The organism is Leptospira fletcheri (assembly GCF_004769195.1).
GTDB lineage: Bacteria > Spirochaetota > Leptospiria > Leptospirales > Leptospiraceae > Leptospira_B > Leptospira_B fletcheri.
The window spans coordinates 72,425-94,046 of the sequence record NZ_RQET01000004.1 but is presented as its reverse complement, the minus strand read 5'-3'; the positions used below and the strand labels follow the sequence as shown (position 1 = coordinate 94,046).

The window sequence follows — 21,622 nt, the reverse complement described above, 5'->3', positions numbered from 1 at the left end:
GGACTCTCCGCTTCCCGCCGGATTTTGGGGAAAACCGGTTCCTATTTCCTAAGAAAACTGCCATAACGACGTCACATTCCCTTTTGAGAGGTCGAAAGAGGATTTCAAAAATTTTCTTTTTTCGGTTGACGGAAATTGTGCGCCGCATTAAAGATGGATTGTGCATTGCACAACAATGTGACCAGGAGAGATTAAAATGGAAAAACAAATTCTAGATATCCTTAACGCAGGTCTCGGTATCGTTAAAACCGGACAAGAAGGACTGGAAAAAGCGAAAGCAGAATTCACCAAAAGTTTCCAAGATTTGGCAGCTAAAGGTGCAGCAGACAATTCCGAGTCTTCCGTTCGTGTTCGCGAGTTTGTCGACAAGTTCCTTAATGAAGCTAAGGAATTGACGACTGCAGCTGGAAAAAGCTACGAAGACGTCAGAGTTAAGGTTCTCGAAAGGTACAACCAACTTGTAGAAGAGGCCAAAAAACTCGTTCCCCAAGAACAAGTAGACGCTATCAAAGCAAAACTTAGCGAAGTAACGGAAACCGTGAAAAACGGAATTCCGGCTAAGAAAACCGCATAAGATATAGCCGTTTGACCCTCCCGGATCGGCGGGAAATTCTTCCCGCCGAGAATTTTTCTCTCCTTATTCCTCGCTTGTCTCCCGACTCGATTTCCGATCCGAGTTTAGAAGTTGCCAGGCGCGGAATAATCTTCTTACTCCTTCCTTCGTTTCCTGTTCCGTTGCTCTAGAGAAATTCCATCTGACTTTTCCGGCGATCGGCTCCGACACGTAAAACGATTCCCCTGGAACGACGGCTACACCTTCGTTTAAACCGTAGCGAAAAAGCGAGTTCGAATCCAAGCTTTCGGAAAATTCCAGCCAAACGAATAATCCTCCTTTGGGCTCCCGAAAACGGACCTCGTCTCCGAACACTTCCGATAATCGATCGCATGTATATCGCGCTTTTTGAAAGTATTGCTTTTTGAGATTTTCCATATGAGACCCGAATTTGCCGGATTCCAAAAAACGGAATACGATCTCCTGGTTTATCGTCGGAGAGTGAAGGTCCATAGATTGTTTTTGAACGACGAGATCCCGTATATTTCTCTTCGGGATCTTGATCCATCCTACTCTGAGTCCGGGAGAAAGTGTCTTGGAAAAAGTTCCTACAGAAAACGTGTTTTCGGGACAGAAGTCATGGATGGAAGGCGGGATCGAGTTCGTAAAATAGAGATCCCTGTAGGCGACGTCTTCGATGATCGGAATCCGATGTCTTGCGAAAAAATCGGCCAGGTCCTGTCGAACGGAAAGAGGATAAGAAAAACCGGATGGGTTCTGAAAATCGGGAATACAATAGAAAAACTTAGGGCTTTTTCGTCGGACCTTAGTTTCCCATTCCTTATTCCATTCATCGCGATTCGATTCCAGGGATGAGTGTTCTATCCCCAAAAACTCGGGTCCATAAGAGGAGAAGGATTGGATCGCGCCTAAATAGCTGGGATTTTCGATCAGGATCCGATCGCCTTCATCGATGAAATACCGAGCCAAAAGATCCAAAGCCTGTTGGGAACCGCTCGTTATCAGGATTTGCTCCGGAGAGACATTCGCATAGTATGTCTCCGCAATCCAGGCTCGTAGCTCCGGGTGTCCTTGTGTGTCCGAGTATTGAAATAACTTCGGTCCTTTTTCCTTGGTCGCTTGAGCAAAGCTCTCTGCAAAATCATGGACGGGAAATAGGGAATCATCCGGCAATCCCCCTGCGAAAGAAAGTATCTCGGGCGAATCGATCACTTTCAAAATATCCCGGACTACCGACTTCGGTGTTCGGGATACCCGGAGAGAAACGCGATCCGTCTCGGGCGGAACGTATGCGGGTTGGATAAATGGCTTGCCCATAGGATTTATCCGATTTATATAATGAAAAGAGAGAACCATACAGATACAGAAATTCATTTTATGACCAATACAGATTCTTGGGAGACTAAATATTCCCGGATCGCAAGATCTTTGATGGAAAGGATAAAATCGGGAGAATTTCCTCCCGGAACGAAATTGCCTTCCCTTCGTCGGATCTGTCTTTCGGAACAATGCAATTTATCGACAGCCGTCGAAGCCTTCGGAATTCTTCAGGAGCAGGGTTATATCCGGGGACGGGAACGTTCCGGTTACTTTACCCTTCCGCGTACGGAGAATCCTCCAAAGTTCAAGGTGGATAAACCCATCCGAATTTCGAATCCTTCCGTTCCGGAGGAAGTGGGTTCTCTCCTCGCGGAATTGGCCGACCCGGCATTCATGTCCTTCGGCGCCGCCGTTCCGGACGATCGGTTTTTGCCCTTGGCATCTTTGGAACGCTGCTATCGAAGTGCGATGAGGGATCCCTTTTTACATAAATATTCCGACGTTCAGGGACATTTGGAACTCAGACGGAAAATTTCGAATCAAGCCTCCGTTAAGGAAAGAAGGATCTCCCCTGAACAGGTATTCGTCACCGTGGGTTGTTCCGAAGCTGCGTTCGTATGCTTATCCCTTTTGACGAAGCCGGGAGACCAGGTGGCGGTAGAGTCTCCTTTGCATTTCGTTTTATATCAAATATTAAGTATCTTGAAATTGAAAGCAGTGGAGATCCCTACCGATCCCGCATCCGGAATGGATTTGAAATCCTACGAATACGTGTTGAAAACGTCCAAACCGAAATTGCTCATCACCGTTCCCACTTTTTCGAATCCGACCGGAAGCCTTATGCCGGTAGAATCCAAAAAGGATCTACTTCGTCTTTCCGTTAAATACGGTGTAAGGATATTGGAGGACGATATTTACGGTGAGTTGTCGCATTCTCCCGGTTTGAGACCGCCTTCTCTTCTTTCCTTGGATGGAAGCCGGGAATTCGTGATTCAGATTTCTTCTCTTTCCAAGACGGTCAGTCCGGGATTGCGGATCGGCTGGCTGATCGGTGATCCGGAACTCATCCACAAAGCGGTGCAAAGACGAATCGCGGAATCCATCGCCTTACCCAGTTTGCCCCAACTTGCCGCCGCGAATTTTCTGGGATCCTTGGGATACGAAAGACATATCCGGAATTTGAAACGCAATATCGGAAACTCCATACTTTCCTACGCGGATGCATTTCTGGATTATTTTCCGAAAGGGACGATGCTTTCCGTTCCTAAGGGAGGATTTTTACTTTGGGTGGAACTCCCGGAAGGCAAGGATTCCCGGGAACTGCGTATCCGCGCCGTTAAAAAGCGCATCAGTCTCGTTCCCGGAAATTTGTTTTCGCTTTCCGGAAAATATCAAAGGAACTTTAGGATCAATGCAGGAATCCCTTTCGGGCCGAGCGTTTCCTCGGCAATCCGCACTTTAGGTAGGATTGCAGGAGAGATCTGAACGGAACCGGATTTAACGATCGTTATTAAAAAGAATTGAGGCCATTTCACTCCTCGAATTATTGTCTCGGCGGAAGTATGAATCTCGAAACTGAAATCCATCAGCAATCCGTCCTCTGCGAATCCCGTGGGAAGTTGAATCTGAATGCGGTCGGTTGGTCCAAAATCCCTCTGCACAGATGTAATTTGAGCCGACATCTGCTCAGAAAGAAAAAGTGGAATTATTGGTGTTTTTACGATCAGGATTTGCTCGTTTCTTTTACCGTTTCCGATTTGGATTATGCCGGAGTCGTCTTCTGTTATTGGTGGGATAGAAAAACGGGAGAGTTCGAAGAGAGTACGATAATTACTCCCTTCGGAAACGGTTGTTCTCTCGGACAGACGGTTTCCAACACGGCCTTGTTTCAGGGAAGAAACGGTAAATTCTCCTTTTCCGTCGACGACTACGGTAGTTACAGAATCTTTGTCGACTTTCATAAGGAAAATCGAAAGTATGTTCGAGCGGAATTGAAGGTGGGTGTTCCACAAAATTGGGAGACTTTGAACGTGGTCGTTCCCTGGAGTCGAAATCGATTCCAATACACGCATAAACTTTTCGGACTCGGCGTAGAAGGGAGCGTAAAAATCGGAGACAAAAGTTACGAATTCGAAAACGAGAGTTCTTTTGCCGTCCTCGACTTCGGCCGCGGTGTCTGGCCGTATTCTACGAAATGGAATTGGGCATCGATGTCTTATCGTCCCAACAAAAAGGAAGTTTACGGAGTCAATCTTGGCGCAGGCTGGACGGACGGAACCGGAACTACGGAAAACGCTCTTTTGATCAACGGTCGTATTTATAAGGTTCCTTCAGACGTGGTCTTCGAATTCGATCGTCAAGATTACCGATCTCCTTGGAGGATCTATACCAAAGATAGCAAGGCAGTGGAATTGACGCTAAAGCCCTCCTTGCATAGAAGGGCCACCTCCAACTTGGGGATCCTCTCCTCTACCGTGCATCAGATGGCCGGGGAATTTGAAGGAGTACTCCGAGTGGGGAAAAACGAATTTTTGATCGAAGGCGGACTCGGTTGGGCGGAAGATCATCGCGCAAGATGGTGATCCGTTTCGGAAGTCGGATTTGACAGCGTATTTCGGAAAGGTAGTATAAGCGAATGGTTGATTTAAAACGGATTTCCACCGATCCACCCGGGGATATAAAGAAGGAAAAAGCGGAAGAAGAAAGGCTCGAACACTTGGATAGAATCGCGGAATTGCAAACCCGCCTGTTCGCGTCCAAGGAAAAGGCGATCCTAATTATCCTACAGGGGATGGACACTTCCGGAAAGGACGGAACCGTTAAGAATCTCTTTACAGTACTGAATCCTTTGGGGTGCACTTGTGCAGCTTGGAAAGTTCCGACGGAGGAGGAGCAAAGTCACGATTTCCTCTGGAGGATTTATAAGGCGGTTCCCGCCAAAGGAATGATCCAGGTCTTTAATCGTTCTCATTACGAAGACATCGTCGTCCCTCTTGTGAAAAAAAGCATCGGTGAAAAACGGATTCGAAATCGGTTGGATACGATTTCCGTATTCGAGAGGTTGTTGTCGGAAGAGAACAACACGCTTGTTCTAAAGTTCTTTTTGCACATTTCCAAGGAAGAACAATCGACTCGGATAGAGAAACGATTAGAGGATCCCAGAAAAAAATGGAAATTCGATCCTAGCGACTTGATCGCTCATTCCCTGTACGAGGAGCATTTAAACGCCTACAGTGAAATATTGGATTATTCCTTCGAAGTCTCTCCTTGGAGAGTCGTTCCCGCGGACAAAAAGTGGTACAGAGATTTCCTGATCGCCAAAATTCTCCGGGAAGAGATGGAAAAAATGGATCTAAAATACCCTCCCTTCCCCGGTTGAGAGGGTTGATTCCGATCAAGTTCGGACGAAAAAAATCGAAATCTCTGATTTTTTTTCATTTCAAGATTGACCGAAATTGTGCGGCGCATTATGAATGGTTTGTGCGATGCACTAAAGTATTCTATCTAAGGAGTTCTGAACATGGAAAAACAATTTTTGGATATCTTAAACGCCGGGATCGGTCTTTTGAAATCGGGACAAGAAGGTCTGGAAAAAGCGAAAGTTGAGCTGGAAAAAACCTACGGTGAACTGGTAGCAAAGGGCGCTGCGGACAATTCCGAAGCTTCCGTCAAGATCCGCGAATCCGTGGATAAACTTTTGAACGAAATTAAGGAAGTTTCCACCGTTGCAGGGAAAAACTACGACGAAACCAGAGCGAAGATCGTGGAGAAATATAACCAAATTTCCGAAGAGATCAAAAAACGCGTTCCGGAAGGACAATTGGATGCAGTAAAGGCGAAACTTGCTGAAGTTGCTGAAACCATTAAAAGCACCGCCAAAGCGAAAGGAACTCCTGCAGCTTAATCTTTTTTATCGCAGATCGGGTTTGGACCGAAACCCGTCTGCGAACACCTTGCTTGACAATTCTCTCAAGTAGGTGTCTCTCAGAAGGATGCCCGAATCTAACAGGCGTTCCGTTCCAATATTCGGATTATTCTTCTTTTTATTTTTCAGCCTCTTGCCGTCGGTTTCTTCCGGAGCGGAGGAGGTCGGAACCCCTTCAATAAACTCCCCGGTTGCCGAAGAAAATAAAGCGGAGACGGAAAAAAATTCCCAGTCATCTTCCGCCGAAAAACCAAAGACGCCTAGTCAGGCGGAATTACGGGAGAAATTTAAAAATCAGTTGGGAGGATTCGGCTACGATCGGTTCTTTTCCTTTCAATATACCCGGATGTTGGATTCGCAATGGGCGATCGGAATCGCAGGTTATACGAATACCTACGTGAATCGCTTCGACAACGACGTTGCGTACCTTCCTTTTTTGTCCCCCAACGCCTTTTACGGAAATTTGAGCGATCATAATTCCAATTACAAAGGCGGATCCTTTTTTGTTCAGAGGTATCTGACAGACACACCTTTCTTCGCTTCTTTGCATTTGGGCCGGGAGCGGCACCAATCGGAGGAATCGATTTTGAATTGGGAGACATTCACCGGAACATATCGTTACGAAAAGGACAAAGTAAATTGGGGACCTCAGAATTATGCAGGCTTCGGTTTAGGGCTGCGTTACCAAGGGACAAGCGGTTTCTTTTTGGGATGGGAGGGAATTTGGAATTGGTATCTTCCCTATAGGGCTTCCTATTCGGTTTCGGATCTGTACTATTCCGATCATCAGGCGAATATGGGGGATCTTATCTACCGAACCTATGCATTGCAAAATCGTTATACTCATCCGGGATCTATGTTTGCGCTGAATCTGGTTGTAGGATGGGCTTTTTAATTGGCGGAGCCGTTTTCCGTCCCTTCTCCTTGGGTGATCGCACATAGAGGGTACAGTGGAGAATATCCGGAAAATACGATGCTCGCTTTTCGAAAGGCAATAGAGGCGGGTGCGGATTGGATCGAATTGGACGTTACTCTCTCTTTGGATCGACAAATTGTAGTGATCCATGACGACACTTTGGATAGGACAACGGACCTTTCCGGACCGGTTCGTGATTTTACCTTCGATCTGATCCGAACTGCGGATGCTGGTTCCTGGAAGGGCCGACATTTTGCGAAGGAACCGGTTCCGGATCTTTGGTCCGTTTGGGAATCCGTTTTAAAATCCGATCTGGGATTGAACATAGAGATCAAATCCAGCGCTTATGAATCGGAACCTAAGGGGAAATCGATCGAACACAGTTTGGTGGATTTTGCGAACAGTAAGAGCGCGTTTTCCCGGACGTTATTCTCTTCCTTTTGTTGGGATTCTCTCGCGAGGATCCGGGAATTGTCGTTCGAAGCTAGATTAGGCGTTTTGATCGGCGGAGAGACGCCAGCCTGGGAAGAGGCGCTGGAATTGGCTTTTCGGCTGAACGCGTTTAGTTTGAATCTTTCCTCTTCCATTGCCTCTCGGGAAGTGGTCGAGAAAATCCAAAGCGAAGGATTTAAAGTGTTCGTCTATACCTTGAATTCGATCGAAGAATTGAAAACGGGAATACTGAACGGAGTAGACGGAATCTTTACGAACTATCCGCCCAGTATGAGATCTCTTCTTACTTAACTTCCACTCTGGAGAATTGGTCCAATTCCACCTGCCATTTTTCCACGATTTTGAAAAGTATATTCAGAACGGCCGGAGTGGGGGCGTCGTAGCGATCCGCCGCAAAGGAATCCGTTTCCTCAAATCCGGGAATGGACCGCAGCGAATCTCCGTCCGCACGAAACCGGAAGATTTCGAATTCCTCTACGCCTCGTTTGTCCCCGTTCTTGATAAAAAAGGGTTTCACCAAACTCATCCGGAACTTGCCGAATGAAATGCCCTTTAAGGACTGCAAAAAGCGATACGTTTGCAATGCGAGCTCCAGTTTCATTCGGGCGGCGTATTGATCCGATTCCAGAAAGGTCAACGCAGATGTTCCGCCAAAACCCAAATATACTTCGTATTTGGTGGGGCTCGAACCGAACACGGGTACGACTTCGGTTTCTTTCAACCTATCTCCGAATAATTCCGTTGCGGCCTTTCGGATTTTATCGCTTTCGGACAATGAATTTTCGGCGAGGATTCTTTTTACTTTTTCTTTGGGGGATTTTTTGCAGGAATTCGCGGAGGTAACAGCGAAAACCGCCAAGAGTATTAGAAAAGGGAATTTTCTAAAAAAGGGGTTCATATTCGAAAATCCTATGGTCACGGATTCCATTCCCCGACTATATGACTTGTTTTCGTTCTAAAATCCATCCCAAAAGATTATTTTTTTCCCGGATTTTGAATATATTTTCGAAGGCGTAGGATCTGCGGAAACCAATTTCCGTTCTTTTTAAATTTGATGTGAAAGAGTATATTCATTTAAAGTTTTTTTCGTATCGAAAGTGTAAACGTTATCGGGATAATGCATTATTTTTTAATTTTATGAAATTTTTTTCTCAAAAGAGAGTTAGTATCAATACGAACGATATAGAACGAGCGTTCATAGAATCTCTATTTCTGCGTTAGCATCTTGCACAAGTCCTCCGTTATATAAACGTGTTATGGAAAAAAATTTCCATAATTGGCGACAATTATGGGAAAATCGTCTTAACGTTGCCTTCTTTCCATTTTGTTAAGATTCCCTTAATCCGGATTCGTTAGTCGACATTGAGCGTGTTTGGCGACGAAGGGAGGTCGATTAACATTTCGAGCATTGGAAAAAACTTTATTAAAAAAATAACTCTGCGTTATGCGAAAAATTAAAAACACTTTACTGGTTTTGTAAGAATGCGACTGTTGTTACGTCAGTTAACGTTTATGAAGCCAAAGAAAGTTACCAACGACGATCTTGAAAAAATCGTCGCAGGGGTAAAAACCCAAGCAGTCGAAGCGATCGGAAACTACCTATATAAAGGATTCCGGATTCAGGTTAGCAAATATAACCTTTCGGGAGCGGAGAGGGTCCAACTCCTTTACCAAAGACGGAGGAAAGAAGGGCTTTGCATCGTTTGCGGAACCAAAGTCGCGAAGAAAAATCCTTCTACCGGCAGGCTATATCGCCTCTGTGAATTCCACCGGAAAAAAATAGATAAAAAAAAGTGATTCATAAAATCCGGAAAACGGCTGATAATCATAAAGAGATTTCAGAAGTCTCGGACGGGTTTCCTTGTTTTCCGGATTTTATTTCAAAAATTGCATTCAGACCTTTCTTCTTTCGACTCTCGTTTCCGTAACGTTTTCCTTTTCCGTTTTTGCTCAATCCGATAAACCGGGCCCTAATTCGGAAGCGGACCTTCTCTTTCGAATTGCGGAAGAATCCTTTAAAGATCGTAAATATTACCAATCAGTAGAGCGGCTCCGGAGTTTTTTGGTTTTGTATCCGGGGAATACCAAAAGAACGGACGCTTTACTTTTGCTTCGAAATTGTTTTTTAAAGCTGGATAGACCGGAAAAGGCCCTGGAAGTGAGCTTAAACCTCTACAAAATGGAACCAACCGCCGAGTCCGGACTGGAGTCTTACTTGGAGGCGGGCCGTCTACTCGCTAAGATGGGGGAAACCGACCGGGCAAAGGAAGTTTTTGCCTCGATTTGCAGACAATCGTATTCGAGAACGGTTGCGGAAAAGGCGGCTTTGGAGTTTTCCGGATTGGACGCCCTTTCGGACGAGGAGCCTTCCTCGGATGCGGAGTCCTGCAGGGAAAAATAGCCTTTCGGGCCGGTTTTCGGTCCTAATTCCCCCGTAAAAAGCCGATACTAGTTTATAGTTGAACTCCGGCGGCGGAATTTTTTAATCACTGGTAAGGTATGTCCAACGGCTTCTTTCAAATCGTGAATTTCCCGAAAGGGTCCTATGTCATTGTCGAAGGCAAGAAAGAAGCCCATAACTTCTTTATCATTCGGCAAGGAAAGGTCCGGGTCGCTAGGGAAAACCAAGTAGTAGGTGAGGATCCGAACCAGCTTTTAGGCCCCGGAGATTTTTTCGGGGTCGTGGCTGCGATGAGCCAGCATGCCCAAATCGAGTCGGCGATCGCGCTGACAGACGTGTCTTTGATCCAAGTGAGTTACGATCAGTTCGGCACTCTGATCCAGAAAAATACTCCGGTGGCCATGAAGATCATCCGGTATTTTTCCATGAAGCTTCGTCAGTTCGACTCGACGATCACTCGTCTTTCGTTTCGTTCGGCCGTAGAGGAGGATCCGAACCAATTGTTCTCGATCGGCGAATATTATTTCAGCCAAAAAAACAATCTCCACGCCGCGTACGCCTTTCAAAAATATCTGCAATATCTTCCCAGCGGTCAATTCGCGACTCAAGCCAAGCTGAAACTGCAAACCATGAATCAGCCCATGGCTTCTCCTCCCGTCGATTACAATAAGTTTAATAGATCCTATTCCGATAACGAGATGATCTTTTGCGAGCACGAGCCTGGGCGGGAATTATATATCATCCAGCATGGTCGTGTGAAGATCACTAAGATCGTGGACTCGAACGAAGTTCTTTTGGCGGTCCTGCAAAGCGGGGACATTTTCGGAGAGATGGCGTTGCTCGACAATAAACCTAGATCCGCTTCCGCTATCGCCTGGGGCGAGGAGATCCAACTACTCGCGATCAATAAGGCGAACTTCGAAGGGATGGTCAAGGCCCAGCCTCAATTGGCTACGAGACTGATCACTCTTTTGTCGGAACGGATCTGGACGGCTTATAAACAATTGGCGAACCTTTTGATCACGGATCCGCAAGGAAGGATCGCGGATACCCTTTTGACTCTGGCGGAAAAAAACAGAGTCAAAGTGATTCCGAAAGCGAATTATAATTTCGAAATCGGAACGAAGGACTTGCTGAAAATGGTGGGTCTATCCTATCCCAAGGACGAAAATCTGGTTTTGGATCTGATTTCGAAGAATAAGTTCATCAAACTCGACCAAGGAAAACTTTCCTGCACGGATTTGGTGGAGCTGGAAAAACTCGTCCAAGTCTTCCGTAAAAAATCCCAAATGGATATGAAACTCAAAAAAAGAGCCTAAGCATGGAGCGGGAGATCAAACTCCGAGAAGCGGAAAAATGGCTTTCCCGGCGGGATCCGATTATGCGTAGGTTGATCGGAAAAGTCGGACCCTGCGGTTTAAAACCCATGGGTTCTCCGTATCATGTTTTGCTAAAGTCCGTGATCGGCCAGCAATTGTCTCTAAAAGCCGCCTCTACAATGGAGGCGAGAGTGATCGGATCCTTCGGTTCCGGAAAAAAATTCCCAAAACCGACCGAATTGAGGACGGCGAGTCTGAAAAAATTACGATCCGCCGGATTATCTCTCGCAAAGGCCGAGACAATCAAGAGGATCGCCCTAGCTTACGAGGAAGGAAATATTTCCGATCGTAAGTTGAAAAATTTAAACGATGTCGAAGTGTTGGAAGCCCTTTGCAACTTCAAAGGAGTAGGGCCCTGGACCGCAGAGATGGTTCTCATGTTCGCATTAGATCGCTGGGACCATTTTTCCCTGAACGATCTGATCTTACGAAAATCGATCGAAAAGCATTACGGAATCCACCGGGATTCCAAAAAAGAAATACTTACGTTTGCGGAGAAATTTTCCCCTTATCGCACGATCTTTTCCTGGTACTTATGGAAGGATGCGGACGGCGGAGAAGGTTGGTGATTTTTTTTCGGAACTTCCGTTCTTTAGATTCCTATGCCGGCAGCTTTGCAATCCGACTTGATCATGATTTCCACGAGTTCTTTGAATTTCACTTTAGGTTGCCAGCCTAGTTTCTTTTTCGCTTTTTCGGGATTTCCGATCAACAGCTCGACTTCCGCAGGGCGATAGAAATTCGGATCCACCTGTACGAGCAGCTTTCCGTCCTTTTTATCATATCCTTTTTCCTGGTCTCCGGATCCTTTCCATTCCACTTGGATATTCAAGTGACGGAAAGATTCTTCCACGAATTCACGGACGGTATGCATTTCGTTCGTTGCGACAACGTAATCGTCCGGCTCGGGTTGCTGTAGCATCATCCACATCATTTCCACATAATCCGGAGCGTAGCCCCAATCCCGTTTGGCGTCCAGATTTCCCAAGTGGATCGGACCGCTTTTTCCGGAAAGTAAGCCCGCCACACCTAAAGTGATTTTTCTGGTGACGAATCCTTCTCCCCTTCTCGGTGATTCGTGATTGAATAGGATTCCGTTCGAAGCGTGCAATCCGAACGCTTCCCTGTAATTGACCACCGCCCAATAAGCGTATAATTTCGCGACGGCATAAGGGGAACGGGGATAAAAAGGAGTCTTTTCGTCCTGGGGAATCGCTTGGACTTTTCCGTACAACTCGGACGTAGATGCTTGGTAAAATCTGGATTTGACTCCGGTTTGTTTGATTGCATCCAGGATTCGTAATGTTCCCACCGCATCCACTTCGGCGGTATATTCCGGGACCTCGAAGGAGACTCCGACATGCGATTGCGCGGCTAGATTATAGATTTCATCCGGCTGTACTTTTTCCAAAACCCGATTTAAGTTACTGGAATCCGTCAAGTCTCCATAATGCAAAAAAAGTCTCTGATTTCCCCGCAAATGCTCGATGCGGTCTCGGTTCAGCGAGCTGGATCGACGCACGATTCCATGCACTTCGTAGTCCTTGCCCAGAAGAAGTTCCGTTAAGTAAGATCCGTCTTGTCCGGTGATTCCGGTAATCAGCGCCTTTTTCATCCTGGGACCAAAAAAACCGATTTTGTTTTCCAGGCAAGAACGTTTAAACCGTTCCTCCGACCCATTTTTTCCTCCGGAATTCGATCACAAAGGTAGCGGAGAGGGTTGCGATCCAGACGAATATAGCGGCCCAGATCCCAAGAGTCCCTCCTTTCAGATAAATCCCGAAGAGATAGGCGCAAGGTAACATAACTAGATACGTGAGTAGCATATAGATCCGGAAGACCCGGATCTGTAGTCCCGCTCCCCGGAGCGCTGCTCCGATGACCATATGATACGCATCTCCGACCTGGATGACTCCGAGAAGGACGAGAGCCGGGTAGCATTCGTCTATGAGTTGCTGGTCTTGGGTGTATACTTTCAGGATGTTCCGGCCGAAGACGATGAATGCGATTCCCACCAAACCCATCATGTGTGCCGAAAAGAAGGCGGATCGAAACGCCGCGTGGTACGCCAACTTGAATTTTTTAGCGCCCATGGCCTGCCCCAACAAAGTGGTCGCGGCGACTCCGAAAGCGTATCCGGGAAGAAAAGCCATGCTCAAGGTCGAAAATAGGATGTTCGAGGCGGCAACGGAAAGGATCGAAATCATGCCTTGGAATTTCACGAATATCATGAACGCTATGTTCACGAACCCTTCCTCCAATCCGGGTGGAATTCCCGTCCGAAGAATTTCGAATAAATGCGCTCGACTGGGAAGGAAGGAAATCCCACGGAAGTAAGTTTCGGCCCCGTGCTTGAAAAGGAAGAAAGGAAAAACGCATAGCCCAGCCAAGCCGGCGAGAGAGGAAGCGAGTCCTGCCCCGGCCATCCCCATCGCTGGAGCACCCCAATTCCCGTATATTAGAATCCAGTTGAATAGAATGTTGGAGAGAGTCGTAACCGCCATGGAGACGAATCCCGCCATGGTAAATCCGAGCCCGTCCAAAAACCCTCTGAAACAGAAACTGATGAAATAAAACCCGCTTCCTATAAATCTGTACGTTAAGTAACTCTCGCCTAGCAGAACCACTCCTTTGTCCGCGCCCATCAGATCCATGAGAGGTCCGGCGATACCGATTCCTAAAGCCGTGATCGCCACGCCTAAAACGGAAGAAAAGTAGAGAGTCGTAACTCCGATTTTCCCGATTTCCTGCGGGCGTCCTTCTCCGAATCGTCTTGCAACGATGATTTGAATTCCCATGGAGAACCCGATGAGAAATGCGATTAGAGTATAATACGTGACTCCTCCCATCCCGATCGCCGCTAAAGCTTCCTTACCTAAGTAACCCACCATGATGGAATCGGTGGACCAAACAACGGTTTGACTGACCATTGCCAGTACTACCGGAATCGCTAAGGAAATAATGGAGGAATTGAATCTGCTGAATCTATAATTTCTGCGTATCTTTTTTAAAAAGGTGCCCAACGGTCTCCAGCTTTGTCGGATCGGACCGTGCAACCAGCACTTTTTCCGCGAAAAACGGTTTCTTCCCCCGTTGGAACGGCTAATTTGGCCTTAACCCTATGACGATCCCGAACAAGGAAACGGAATTCGCGGATTTGCACAACCATCTCTACGGAAGCATTCGCCCAGAGTTGCTTTGGGAGATGGGACGGACCAATCCGAACCCTCGTTGGGAGATTTTTCTCCGTCCTTACGAGACTCTGTACGGGAAAAGAATCGAATCTTCCTCTTTTTTCGAGACGTACCGAGATCCCGAAACGTTCCGAAAATTGTATCTATTCAACCACAAAGGTCCATTTTCCGAATTTCAGGCGAAGTTCAATTTGATCATCGCCCTTTCCAAATTCGATCCGGAAGAGATTCGATTCATCGCCGAAAGGATCACTGCGGACCAATTCTCGGAAGGAGTGACCTACGGAGAATATAGAATCATGTACGCTCCGAACGAATCGGACGTGAACGTTACGGCAAAGACGGTCGCGGCTTGCGAAGGTTTTGCCCGCGCGGAGTCGGAGCTTTCCGGTCGAGTAAAATCCAGGCTCGTGGTTTCTTTGCATAGGGACGGAGATTTTTATCGCGAGTACGAGCTTCTAAAAAGCATCATGGAAAAAGAGGCTCTTGTCAGAAAGTATCTAGTAGGTTTAGATTTTTGTTATATAGAAGAAGGGTTTCCTCCCAAGGAAAAGAGGGAGTTCTTCGAAATTGTCAATAGGGACAACACCGCGCAGAGGTCTTCCGCTCTTAGCATCCTTTATCACGTAGGCGAATCTTTCCAGGACAAGAGTCTGGTCTCCGCTTGTAGATGGGTTTTGGAATCGGCGGAATGGGGCGCGCATCGCCTAGGACATGCGATTGCATTAGGCTTGGATCCGGAAGCATATAGAGGGGAAACATTCCGGGAAACGGTATCGGAAAGAAAGGATACTCTAGAACTTTTATGTGAAAGATGGGAAGAAATCTCTCGTTTCGGCGAAATTCCTGCCAAAGATAGAATCAACGCTGAATTGGATTCGATCCGACATAAAAGCTCGATCGAAATTCCGATAACGGAAACCTCCTTGTCGGAAATTCGCGCCTTTCAAAACTATTGTATGGATAGGATTTCCAAGACATCGTCCGTGGTCGAATCCTGTCCGAGTTCGAACGAGTATATCGGTATGGTTCATGATTTGTCCCATCATCCTTTGACAAGATTCGCGCAGAAGGAAATCAAACTTACCATTTCGACGGACGATCCCGGAATTTTCGGGACCGACATCCGTGCGGAGTACGAAAAGGCGAAAAATTTAGGGCTCTCGGAAGGTCTGCTGGAGAAAATCCGGAAGGATTCCTTTCGGTATACGTCCGAAATATTATCCGGAAGGGAAGTTCCGGAATCATTATCGGATCAGAAATCATGAATATTCCAAAAAAATGCAATGTCCGGTTTTCGTTTCCTTACAAGATTCCGGCGATTTGTGTTCTACTTCTCTTTTCCTTTCAGACGATATTCCCCCAAGTCCAGAGTGATTTTTCGGATCCTTACGATTATAACCTGCGGAACTTCCGGGATGAAAAATCTCCCGATGGATTCCAGGAATACGCGCTTCCTCCCAAATTCGATAAACCGCAACTCGTAAATCCGAGAAATGCACAGGTCCCTTTTCAAAGCACTCTTCCCGCGACTCAAGGAGCGCAAGGGACCCGAAGGACGACGAATCCGAGCCAAGACAGGCAGGACGACGGACTTTTTAACCCGGTAACGGGTGAAGTAAATGTGGAAGCGTTTCAAAGGCAGCAATCCCAAGCCCAAGATAATAAGAAAAAACTGAAAAATTTCGGAAAGGAACCCGAGCCTTATACGGAGACCAGGCTGCGAAGATTTTCCATCATCTTTTTCATGACTTTGCCGGTGGCTGCCGGAGCTTCCTACGGTGCTTTAAGTTTTTTTAAACCAGGTTACCAAAAGACTCTCGCAGGCGGTTGGATTGTCGCCTTTTTGGCAGCGGGCCTGGCTTTTGCGAATGCGTGGGACGATTTGAACGAGTACGACAAAATGAAAAAAGAAAACCAACCGGAAAGTCCGATTCCGAATCCGACCGTTCCGGACCGTCTTTCGGAGTCCATTTTTCCAGGAACTTTTCCCGGGTTGGGACAGTTTACTAGAAATTCGGAAAATCGGTTGGAGATGGAAATTTTGAGAGCCAGCTTTTAGTCTTCTTCTGAAACGTTTTGTTTAGAATCACATTGTGTTATATAAAAACTTTTGGACCCGGAAGAGCATAGATGCCGGTCTCATTCGTCTAAGAAAGAAGGTCGAACGATGAAATTCTCGGTTGCGGTCCTTGTCATTTTCCATCTGTTTTGTTCACCTCTAATGGTAAAATCGGGAGTGGAAGTGAGCCAGTCCCACCGGATGACTTTGTTCGGAAAAACCTTCGCCTTTTTGCCTTTTGCGGGAGAAGCGAGCAAGGTTCAGATCGCCGAGCACGAGGATCTGATCCGAACGAAGTTCATCGAAAAGGGATTTAAAGAGTTGGATGCCAATCGCGCCGATCTTTTGGTTTCCTACGATATCTTGACGTTTCCTAGAGGGACCGTGATCCCGAATTCGCTTCCCGTGGGAGCAAGCGGCGGCTGGTTTACGAAACGGGGAATTCGATACCATTCCGACGGAGACACTGTCAACGGGTACTTCGGAATTCCGTTCTTGGGCGGGTTAGCCGGCGGTGTAGGAGGAATCGGAGGTTATTCCGGATACGGGGGCGGTTACGGTTATTATATGGGCAGCGGCTACGGAGCCTACCGAAGGTCTTTGCCCGGAAGAGCCGGCAACGTCAGCAATTACGATATCATCTTTAAGATGACGATCTACGACGGCCGATCCTATCGGGGAAAACCTTTTAATGTGCTCCTAGAGGCGAGCATTGAGGGAGAGGGCCATTCCGGTTATCTGTTCGACGTGGTTCCGTATCTGATCGCAAGTTTCTTTAAATCCTTTCCCGATTTTAACGGTCAGAAAATGGAAACCGTATCCGAATACGAAGTGGGATTCGAAGATTAGCCCATCGGATACGGTATTTTCCTGGATACAGCATCAATTTTTTTTAATATTTCCTCCGGCAGAATCAAATCGGAGGCTTTCAGATTTTCCTCCAACTGTTCGACCGTATTCGCTCCGATAATCGTGGATGCGACGTAATCGTGTTGTTTGGACCAGGCAACCGAAAGAACGGCGACGCTTACGCCGAACTCGGCGGCGATTTTGGACAATTCCTCCACGGAAGCGAGAGTCCCTTCGTTTAAAAACCGATTGGCCATTTTCTTTTGGCGTTCCGTCGAAAGCTTGGCATATCTGGTAAAACGCGCATTCTCCGGGGGATTGGGAGAATTGTATTTTCCCGTCAGGACTCCGCCGGCCAAAGGGGAATACGGCAATAGACTTACGTTTTCCCTCCTGCATATATCGGATAACGCGTCCTCGAAACGACGGTTCAGGATGCTGAAGTTATTTTGAATGGATTCGTAGCGTGCATATCCGTATTTCTCCGATACGGAAAGATTTTTCATGGTTCCCCAGGCGGTTTCGTTACTGCTACCGATATATCTGATTTTTCCCTCGTCGATCAAATCCGTAAGCGCCGCCAAGGTTTCCTCGTATCCGAAATCGTGATCCGGCCAATGGGTTTGGTATAGATCCACATAATCCGTTCCGAGTCTGGTAAGACTCCCTTCGATCGCGGTTTTAATGCTCCTTCGGTCGAGAGCGGTTTTTCCTTCGCGCACCGGAGGGGAAAACCAGCCATGGCCGGGTCCGCAAACTTTTGTGGCGATTATTACGGATTCCCTTTTTTTGGTCTTCAGCCATTTCCCGAAAATTTTTTCGGTTTCATGGACGTATTTCGCTTCCGGCGGGACCGGATAAACTTCGGCGGTATCGTAAAAATCGATGTCCGCATCGAAGGCGCGGTCCAAAATTCGTATCGCTTCCTTTTCGTCACAACTGGATCCGAAAGTCATGGTTCCCATACAGATCTCCGAAACGACCATCCCGCTTTTGCCGAGCCTTCTTTTTTTCAATCCAAGCCTCCTTCGGAATCGATTCCGAAATTTTTCCTCACTGAAAGAATGGGAAGAGCCGGTTCTTTCGCAAGAATTTTTAGGCTATGCCCGAAAGTCAGGAACTTCCGGGAAAGGAATTCTAGTAAACCGGGTCGAAAGGGAAAATAGATTGTCACTCCGAAAAATAGGAATTATAGTCAGATTCGCGCCGGATCGGAAACACTTTCGGGAGCTCCGTCTAATTCCGTGTTCGGAGACATCGCTTCGGAGAGTATTATAGAATGGCGAAGAAAGCTCGGTTCATTTTGTTCTTTTTTCTCGCAAGTTGCTCGGCGACCGTTCCTCTCGGTCACGTCGGACTGAGATTCGATTCGATCAATAAGGAATTGGATAAGAAGTCCTTACCGCCAGGCTTTTATTTTCCGATCGGTTTCTTCGAAAGGATCATAGAATATCCCGTTCAACTCCAATCCCATACCGAAAAAGTGGAAGTCATCACGAGGGACGATCTCAGGATCGAAGTCGTTGCGACCATCATAATCAAGCCCATCGTGGAAGAGATATACGAACTGCAAACGAAGATAGGCAGGGACTTTTATAATATGGTGGTTCAGCCCGAATTTCGTACCTGCATCCGCAACGTAATGACGAGCTATCCGATGATCCAGATCTCGAAAAAAACTCCCGATATAGAAAAGGAGATCAAGACCGAAGTGATGCGCCGGATCCAAGGAAAGCATGTGGAAGTCGACGACGTGGTTCTCAGCGATATTAATTACAGTCAGAAGATCTTTCAGGCGATCGAGGAAAAACTGACTAAAGAACAGCAGTTGGAGGCGATGAAGTTCCAGATTCGTATCACCCAGAAGGACAACGAGATGGAAAGGATGAAGGCGAAGCGCGAGGCCGAAATCAGGATCATCGAAGCAGAAGCTGAGGCCAAATCGAATGTCATCAAAGCGAAAGCCGCAGCGGAAGCCCAAGAGATGATCAATAGTAAACTGACGACCAAATACATCCAATTCAAAGCCTTGGAAAATCCGAACAACAAGATCATCTATTATCCGTTAGGCAAAGACTCTTTGCCGGTCATTATCAATCCGCAACTCGGAGGAAGGCCGGAACCCGGAAAACAGGATTAGAATGAAACGCAGGAAGAAGGGAAGATGAAAATCTCGGTCCGAAACACCTCTCAGAAAATACTGACGATCTTCCTACTGGCTTTAGGAACGTCCTCTCCGGTCCGTACTCAGGGAAGTGCCGCTTCGGAGGAGACTTTCATTCCGAAGATCGCTCGATCTTCCGGAGTGCTCAGCATTTCCGTATCCGCGGACGGAAATACGTTCGTCTCCGGATGCGAGGACAAGACCGCTCGAATATGGAGTCTGAACAATCGCACCTTCGTAACGCTTTCGGAAAATACCAGTCCTGTTACCTCCGTTTCCTTGTCTCCGCAGGGAGATAAGATTCTGACAAAGGGGGACGGAGATACCGCTATTCTTTGGGATAGAAGCGGGAAGAAACTCCTTGCCACTCATAGCAGTGAAGGATGGACGCAAGTCGTTCTGTTCTCACCGGACGGAAAGAGTTTTTACACCGCTTCCGATGACGGAAAGATTTATCAGTGGGATCTTTCCGGCAAATTGGTTTATAGGTATGTGTTCCATACCGATGCGATCACTTCCATCGACGCTTCCAAGGATGGAAAATTTCTGATAGCGGGTTCGGACGACGGGAAGATCTCCATCTGGCAGGTAAAAGGGAAATTATTGAGGGAAATGGAAGGTCATAGCGCTTCGGTTTCCACCGTTGCAATTTCGCCTAGCGGGGAAACTTTCGTATCGGGAGGTCTGGACAATAAGGCGATTCTTTGGAATTTTAAAGGGGAAAAATTGCAGGATTTTCTGGGGCATACTTCCTCGATTTCGGGAATCGCTTTCGCTCCGAACGGGAAATGGATCGCTACAGCCAGCCAGGATAGGACTGCTAGGATCTGGAACCTATCGGGTCATCTTGTTTCCGTACTGGAAGGGCATACTGAGGATTTAACGGACGTAAAATTTCTTCACAAAGGCGAGATTCTGATCACTTCGAGCACGGACGGTTCTCATAGTTTTTGGAACTTAAAAGGGAAACGATTAGGGAACGTGATCTTGACGGAGCGTGGAAAGGTAGTCTTTACCGAAGACGGGCGTTTTGAATACGACGATTCTCATTCCGTGGATTCCATCGAATTCGAAGATAAGATCTCCGGCCAGGTGGTCAATATTGACCAGTTTTTCGACAAACTCTACACGCCGAACCTTTATTCCGAATTATTAAGCGAAGTTAATGAGACAAAACCGCAAAAGAATATAGTGGAACTGTATAAGGAGTCGCCGGCTCCTAGCGTTTCTCTCGCGATAGCCGATATGCCCAAAACAAAGGAGCAGAAGATCGATCTGGAAATCAAATCCTGCGACACCGGAGGCGGAATCAAGGAAGTTTTGTTGTACCATAACGGAGCCCTGATCGATCCGGAAAAAATGCGAGGCATCCAGATCAGATCGGAGGGAAAATGCGTCGTTAGAAGAGTCGTCGCACCTCTCATCGGCGGTGCAAATACGTTCCAGGCCGTAGCGAAAAGCCGGCTCGGGATGGCGTCGTTTTCCAGGAACGTGAGTATAGATTCCGATAAGAAATTCGGCGCGGGTGCTAGGCCGGCATTGCATATCGTGACGATCGGAATTGACCGATACAAAAATCCGGATCTGAATCTAAAATACGCGGTTGCAGACGCGAAGGCGATTCGGGACGCGGTGAGAGAAAGGGCGGGAGATCTCTTTTCGAACACCTACGTTTATGAGGCTTTCGACTCCGACGCTAGTCGCGAAGGTATAGAGCGTGCGTTCCATTCGGCGTCCGAAAAGGCTAAGCCGGAAGATGTGGCGCTGATTTATATCGCGGGGCATGGATTATCGGAGGATCGTACGTATTACTTTTTGCCTCAGGAAAATCCAGGGAACAATATTCAGATCATTCAGTCGGGCTTGTCCCAACAGGAATTGGTCAAGCTGGTTTCTAGGATAGAAGCCACGAAAAAATTCGTAATCATCGATACCTGTCAATCCGGAGGAGATTGGTTGGTTACCATGAGAGGCGGTTCCGAGGATCAGGCAGCATTGGGAATTTTCGCCAAAACCGCAGGTGTCTGGGTCGTAGCGGCTTCCTTAAAGAAACAATACGCGTGGGAATCCACTTTGACAGGACATGGACTTTTAACCACTAGCATTTTGGAAGCTTTGGAAGGAAAAGCGGGGAAATCAAAAACGGTTTCGGTCGGGGAATTGATTCCTTACATTAATAGGCGTGTTCCCGAAATCGCGAAGGATTATTTTAAACGGGAACAATATCCGTACACCGCGCAACACGGTCAGGATTTTCCGATCGCCACGATCAAGTGAATCTTTAGAGGAATTCGACTCTGAAAATTTTATTTCGGCATTCGTAATCTACGGCCGTTTTCTATGTCCCTTTCATGGAAATAATTAGTTTATAAAATTCTAAACTAA

Annotated in this window: 21 protein-coding genes; 16 read left to right on the top strand and 5 right to left on the bottom strand. The window is 47.0% G+C overall.

Annotation, left to right across the window (positions count from 1 at the left end):
* Positions 1-196: 196 nt before the first annotated feature.
* Positions 197-574 carry a phasin-related domain-containing protein gene (locus tag EHO60_RS03785; protein ID WP_135766848.1) on the top strand — a complete coding sequence of 126 codons (378 nt, stop codon included), beginning with the start codon at positions 197-199 and terminating at the stop codon, positions 572-574.
* 63 nt (positions 575-637) lie between these two features.
* Here EHO60_RS03785 and EHO60_RS03780 read toward each other — a convergent pair whose 3' ends face one another.
* A complete protein-coding gene (locus EHO60_RS03780) occupies positions 638-1,891 on the bottom strand; it encodes an aminotransferase-like domain-containing protein (protein WP_135766847.1) in 1,254 nt (417 codons plus the stop codon).
* A gap of 60 nt (positions 1,892-1,951) precedes the next feature.
* Between EHO60_RS03780 and EHO60_RS03775 the strand changes: the two genes are divergently transcribed.
* From EHO60_RS03775 to EHO60_RS03750, 6 genes are all read left to right on the top strand, one after another.
* Positions 1,952-3,379 carry an aminotransferase-like domain-containing protein gene (locus EHO60_RS03775; RefSeq protein WP_135766846.1) on the top strand — a complete coding sequence of 476 codons (1,428 nt, stop codon included), beginning with the start codon at positions 1,952-1,954 and terminating at the stop codon, positions 3,377-3,379.
* Positions 3,380-3,456: 77 nt separating this feature from the next.
* Positions 3,457-4,476: a DUF2804 domain-containing protein gene (locus tag EHO60_RS03770; RefSeq protein ID WP_167880151.1), complete on the top strand. Its 1,020-nt coding sequence runs from the start codon at positions 3,457-3,459 to the stop codon at positions 4,474-4,476.
* Between the two features lie 53 nt (positions 4,477-4,529).
* Entirely contained in the window at positions 4,530-5,273 is a 744-nt protein-coding gene (locus tag EHO60_RS03765; RefSeq protein ID WP_135766845.1) for a PPK2 family polyphosphate kinase, read from the top strand.
* 141 nt (positions 5,274-5,414) lie between these two features.
* A complete protein-coding gene (locus tag EHO60_RS03760; RefSeq protein ID WP_135766844.1) occupies positions 5,415-5,798 on the top strand; it encodes a phasin-related domain-containing protein in 384 nt (127 codons plus the stop codon).
* 319 nt (positions 5,799-6,117) lie between these two features.
* Positions 6,118-6,714 carry a hypothetical protein gene (locus EHO60_RS03755; protein ID WP_167880150.1) on the top strand — a complete coding sequence of 199 codons (597 nt, stop codon included), beginning with the start codon at positions 6,118-6,120 and terminating at the stop codon, positions 6,712-6,714.
* Positions 6,715-7,479 carry a glycerophosphodiester phosphodiesterase family protein gene (locus tag EHO60_RS03750; RefSeq protein WP_135766842.1) on the top strand — a complete coding sequence of 255 codons (765 nt, stop codon included), beginning with the start codon at positions 6,715-6,717 and terminating at the stop codon, positions 7,477-7,479. It abuts the gene before it with no gap.
* Here EHO60_RS03750 and EHO60_RS03745 read toward each other — a convergent pair.
* Complete coding sequence (locus EHO60_RS03745) at positions 7,472-8,086, bottom strand: hypothetical protein (RefSeq protein WP_135766841.1); 615 nt, start codon at positions 8,084-8,086, stop codon at positions 7,472-7,474. The two genes, EHO60_RS03750 and EHO60_RS03745, sit on opposite strands and share 8 nt — an antisense overlap.
* A gap of 614 nt (positions 8,087-8,700) precedes the next feature.
* Here EHO60_RS03745 and EHO60_RS03740 point away from each other — a divergent pair.
* The 4 genes from EHO60_RS03740 to EHO60_RS03725 all read left to right on the top strand — a co-directional run bounded on the left by EHO60_RS03740 (position 8,701) and on the right by EHO60_RS03725 (position 11,537).
* Complete coding sequence (locus EHO60_RS03740; protein WP_010415576.1) at positions 8,701-8,985, top strand: LIC10235 family protein; 285 nt, start codon at positions 8,701-8,703, stop codon at positions 8,983-8,985.
* A gap of 64 nt (positions 8,986-9,049) precedes the next feature.
* Positions 9,050-9,589, top strand: a complete 540-nt coding sequence (locus EHO60_RS03735; protein WP_135766840.1) for a tetratricopeptide repeat protein — start codon at positions 9,050-9,052, stop codon at positions 9,587-9,589.
* Between the two features lie 98 nt (positions 9,590-9,687).
* Entirely contained in the window at positions 9,688-10,908 is a 1,221-nt protein-coding gene (locus EHO60_RS03730; RefSeq protein WP_135766839.1) for a Crp/Fnr family transcriptional regulator, read from the top strand.
* A 2-nt stretch (positions 10,909-10,910) separates the two neighbouring features.
* Positions 10,911-11,537, top strand: coding sequence for a DNA-3-methyladenine glycosylase family protein (locus EHO60_RS03725; protein ID WP_135766838.1), 627 nt, complete (start codon positions 10,911-10,913; stop codon positions 11,535-11,537).
* Between the two features lie 23 nt (positions 11,538-11,560).
* Here EHO60_RS03725 and gmd read toward each other — a convergent pair whose 3' ends face one another.
* Together gmd and EHO60_RS03715 are read right to left on the bottom strand one after the other, a co-directional pair.
* Positions 11,561-12,583 (bottom strand): GDP-mannose 4,6-dehydratase, encoded by a 1,023-nt coding sequence (gmd, locus tag EHO60_RS03720; protein ID WP_135766837.1) that lies wholly within the window; start codon positions 12,581-12,583, stop codon positions 11,561-11,563.
* A gap of 43 nt (positions 12,584-12,626) precedes the next feature.
* Positions 12,627-13,991, bottom strand: a complete 1,365-nt coding sequence (locus tag EHO60_RS03715) for an MATE family efflux transporter (RefSeq protein ID WP_135766836.1) — start codon at positions 13,989-13,991, stop codon at positions 12,627-12,629.
* Between the two features lie 98 nt (positions 13,992-14,089).
* On the opposite strand from EHO60_RS03715, the gene EHO60_RS03710 reads away from it, so the two are divergent.
* The 3 genes from EHO60_RS03710 to EHO60_RS03700 all read left to right on the top strand — a co-directional run bounded on the left by EHO60_RS03710 (position 14,090) and on the right by EHO60_RS03700 (position 17,073).
* Positions 14,090-15,430 (top strand): amidohydrolase family protein, encoded by a 1,341-nt coding sequence (locus EHO60_RS03710; protein ID WP_135766835.1) that lies wholly within the window; start codon positions 14,090-14,092, stop codon positions 15,428-15,430.
* Complete coding sequence (locus EHO60_RS03705) at positions 15,427-16,224, top strand: hypothetical protein (RefSeq protein ID WP_135766834.1); 798 nt, start codon at positions 15,427-15,429, stop codon at positions 16,222-16,224. The genes EHO60_RS03710 and EHO60_RS03705 overlap by 4 nt, the downstream gene beginning before the upstream one ends.
* A gap of 108 nt (positions 16,225-16,332) precedes the next feature.
* Positions 16,333-17,073: a DUF4136 domain-containing protein gene (locus EHO60_RS03700; RefSeq protein ID WP_135766833.1), complete on the top strand. Its 741-nt coding sequence runs from the start codon at positions 16,333-16,335 to the stop codon at positions 17,071-17,073.
* Here the strand turns inward: EHO60_RS03700 and EHO60_RS03695 are convergent.
* A complete protein-coding gene (locus EHO60_RS03695; protein WP_135767933.1) occupies positions 17,070-18,059 on the bottom strand; it encodes an aldo/keto reductase in 990 nt (329 codons plus the stop codon). The two genes, EHO60_RS03700 and EHO60_RS03695, sit on opposite strands and share 4 nt — an antisense overlap.
* Before the next feature lie 293 nt (positions 18,060-18,352).
* On the opposite strand from EHO60_RS03695, the gene EHO60_RS03690 reads away from it, so the two are divergent.
* Both EHO60_RS03690 and EHO60_RS03685 read left to right on the top strand, forming a co-directional pair.
* Entirely contained in the window at positions 18,353-19,213 is an 861-nt protein-coding gene (locus EHO60_RS03690) for a prohibitin family protein (protein ID WP_135766832.1), read from the top strand.
* A gap of 24 nt (positions 19,214-19,237) precedes the next feature.
* Positions 19,238-21,514 carry a caspase family protein gene (locus EHO60_RS03685; RefSeq protein WP_135766831.1) on the top strand — a complete coding sequence of 759 codons (2,277 nt, stop codon included), beginning with the start codon at positions 19,238-19,240 and terminating at the stop codon, positions 21,512-21,514.
* Positions 21,515-21,622: the final 108 nt, after the last annotated feature.

Excerpts from the sequence above, each read along its gene's own strand:
- EHO60_RS03785 (WP_135766848.1), top strand. The coding sequence starts at position 197 with ATGGAAAAACAAATTCTAGATATCCTTAACGCAGGTCTCGGTATCGTT.
- EHO60_RS03780 (WP_135766847.1), bottom strand. The coding sequence starts at position 1,891 with ATGGGCAAGCCATTTATCCAACCCGCATACGTTCCGCCCGAGACGGAT.
- EHO60_RS03775 (WP_135766846.1), top strand. The coding sequence starts at position 1,952 with ATGACCAATACAGATTCTTGGGAGACTAAATATTCCCGGATCGCAAGA.
- EHO60_RS03770 (WP_167880151.1), top strand. The coding sequence starts at position 3,457 with ATGAATCTCGAAACTGAAATCCATCAGCAATCCGTCCTCTGCGAATCC.
- EHO60_RS03765 (WP_135766845.1), top strand. The coding sequence starts at position 4,530 with ATGGTTGATTTAAAACGGATTTCCACCGATCCACCCGGGGATATAAAG.
- EHO60_RS03760 (WP_135766844.1), top strand. The coding sequence starts at position 5,415 with ATGGAAAAACAATTTTTGGATATCTTAAACGCCGGGATCGGTCTTTTG.
- EHO60_RS03745 (WP_135766841.1), bottom strand. The coding sequence starts at position 8,086 with ATGAACCCCTTTTTTAGAAAATTCCCTTTTCTAATACTCTTGGCGGTT.
- EHO60_RS03740 (WP_010415576.1), top strand. The coding sequence starts at position 8,701 with ATGAAGCCAAAGAAAGTTACCAACGACGATCTTGAAAAAATCGTCGCA.
- EHO60_RS03730 (WP_135766839.1), top strand. The coding sequence starts at position 9,688 with ATGTCCAACGGCTTCTTTCAAATCGTGAATTTCCCGAAAGGGTCCTAT.
- EHO60_RS03725 (WP_135766838.1), top strand. The coding sequence starts at position 10,911 with ATGGAGCGGGAGATCAAACTCCGAGAAGCGGAAAAATGGCTTTCCCGG.
- gmd (WP_135766837.1), bottom strand. The coding sequence starts at position 12,583 with ATGAAAAAGGCGCTGATTACCGGAATCACCGGACAAGACGGATCTTAC.
- EHO60_RS03710 (WP_135766835.1), top strand. The coding sequence starts at position 14,090 with ATGACGATCCCGAACAAGGAAACGGAATTCGCGGATTTGCACAACCAT.
- EHO60_RS03705 (WP_135766834.1), top strand. The coding sequence starts at position 15,427 with ATGAATATTCCAAAAAAATGCAATGTCCGGTTTTCGTTTCCTTACAAG.
- EHO60_RS03700 (WP_135766833.1), top strand. The coding sequence starts at position 16,333 with ATGAAATTCTCGGTTGCGGTCCTTGTCATTTTCCATCTGTTTTGTTCA.
- EHO60_RS03695 (WP_135767933.1), bottom strand. The coding sequence starts at position 18,059 with ATGGTCGTTTCGGAGATCTGTATGGGAACCATGACTTTCGGATCCAGT.
- EHO60_RS03690 (WP_135766832.1), top strand. The coding sequence starts at position 18,353 with ATGGCGAAGAAAGCTCGGTTCATTTTGTTCTTTTTTCTCGCAAGTTGC.
- EHO60_RS03685 (WP_135766831.1), top strand. The coding sequence starts at position 19,238 with ATGAAAATCTCGGTCCGAAACACCTCTCAGAAAATACTGACGATCTTC.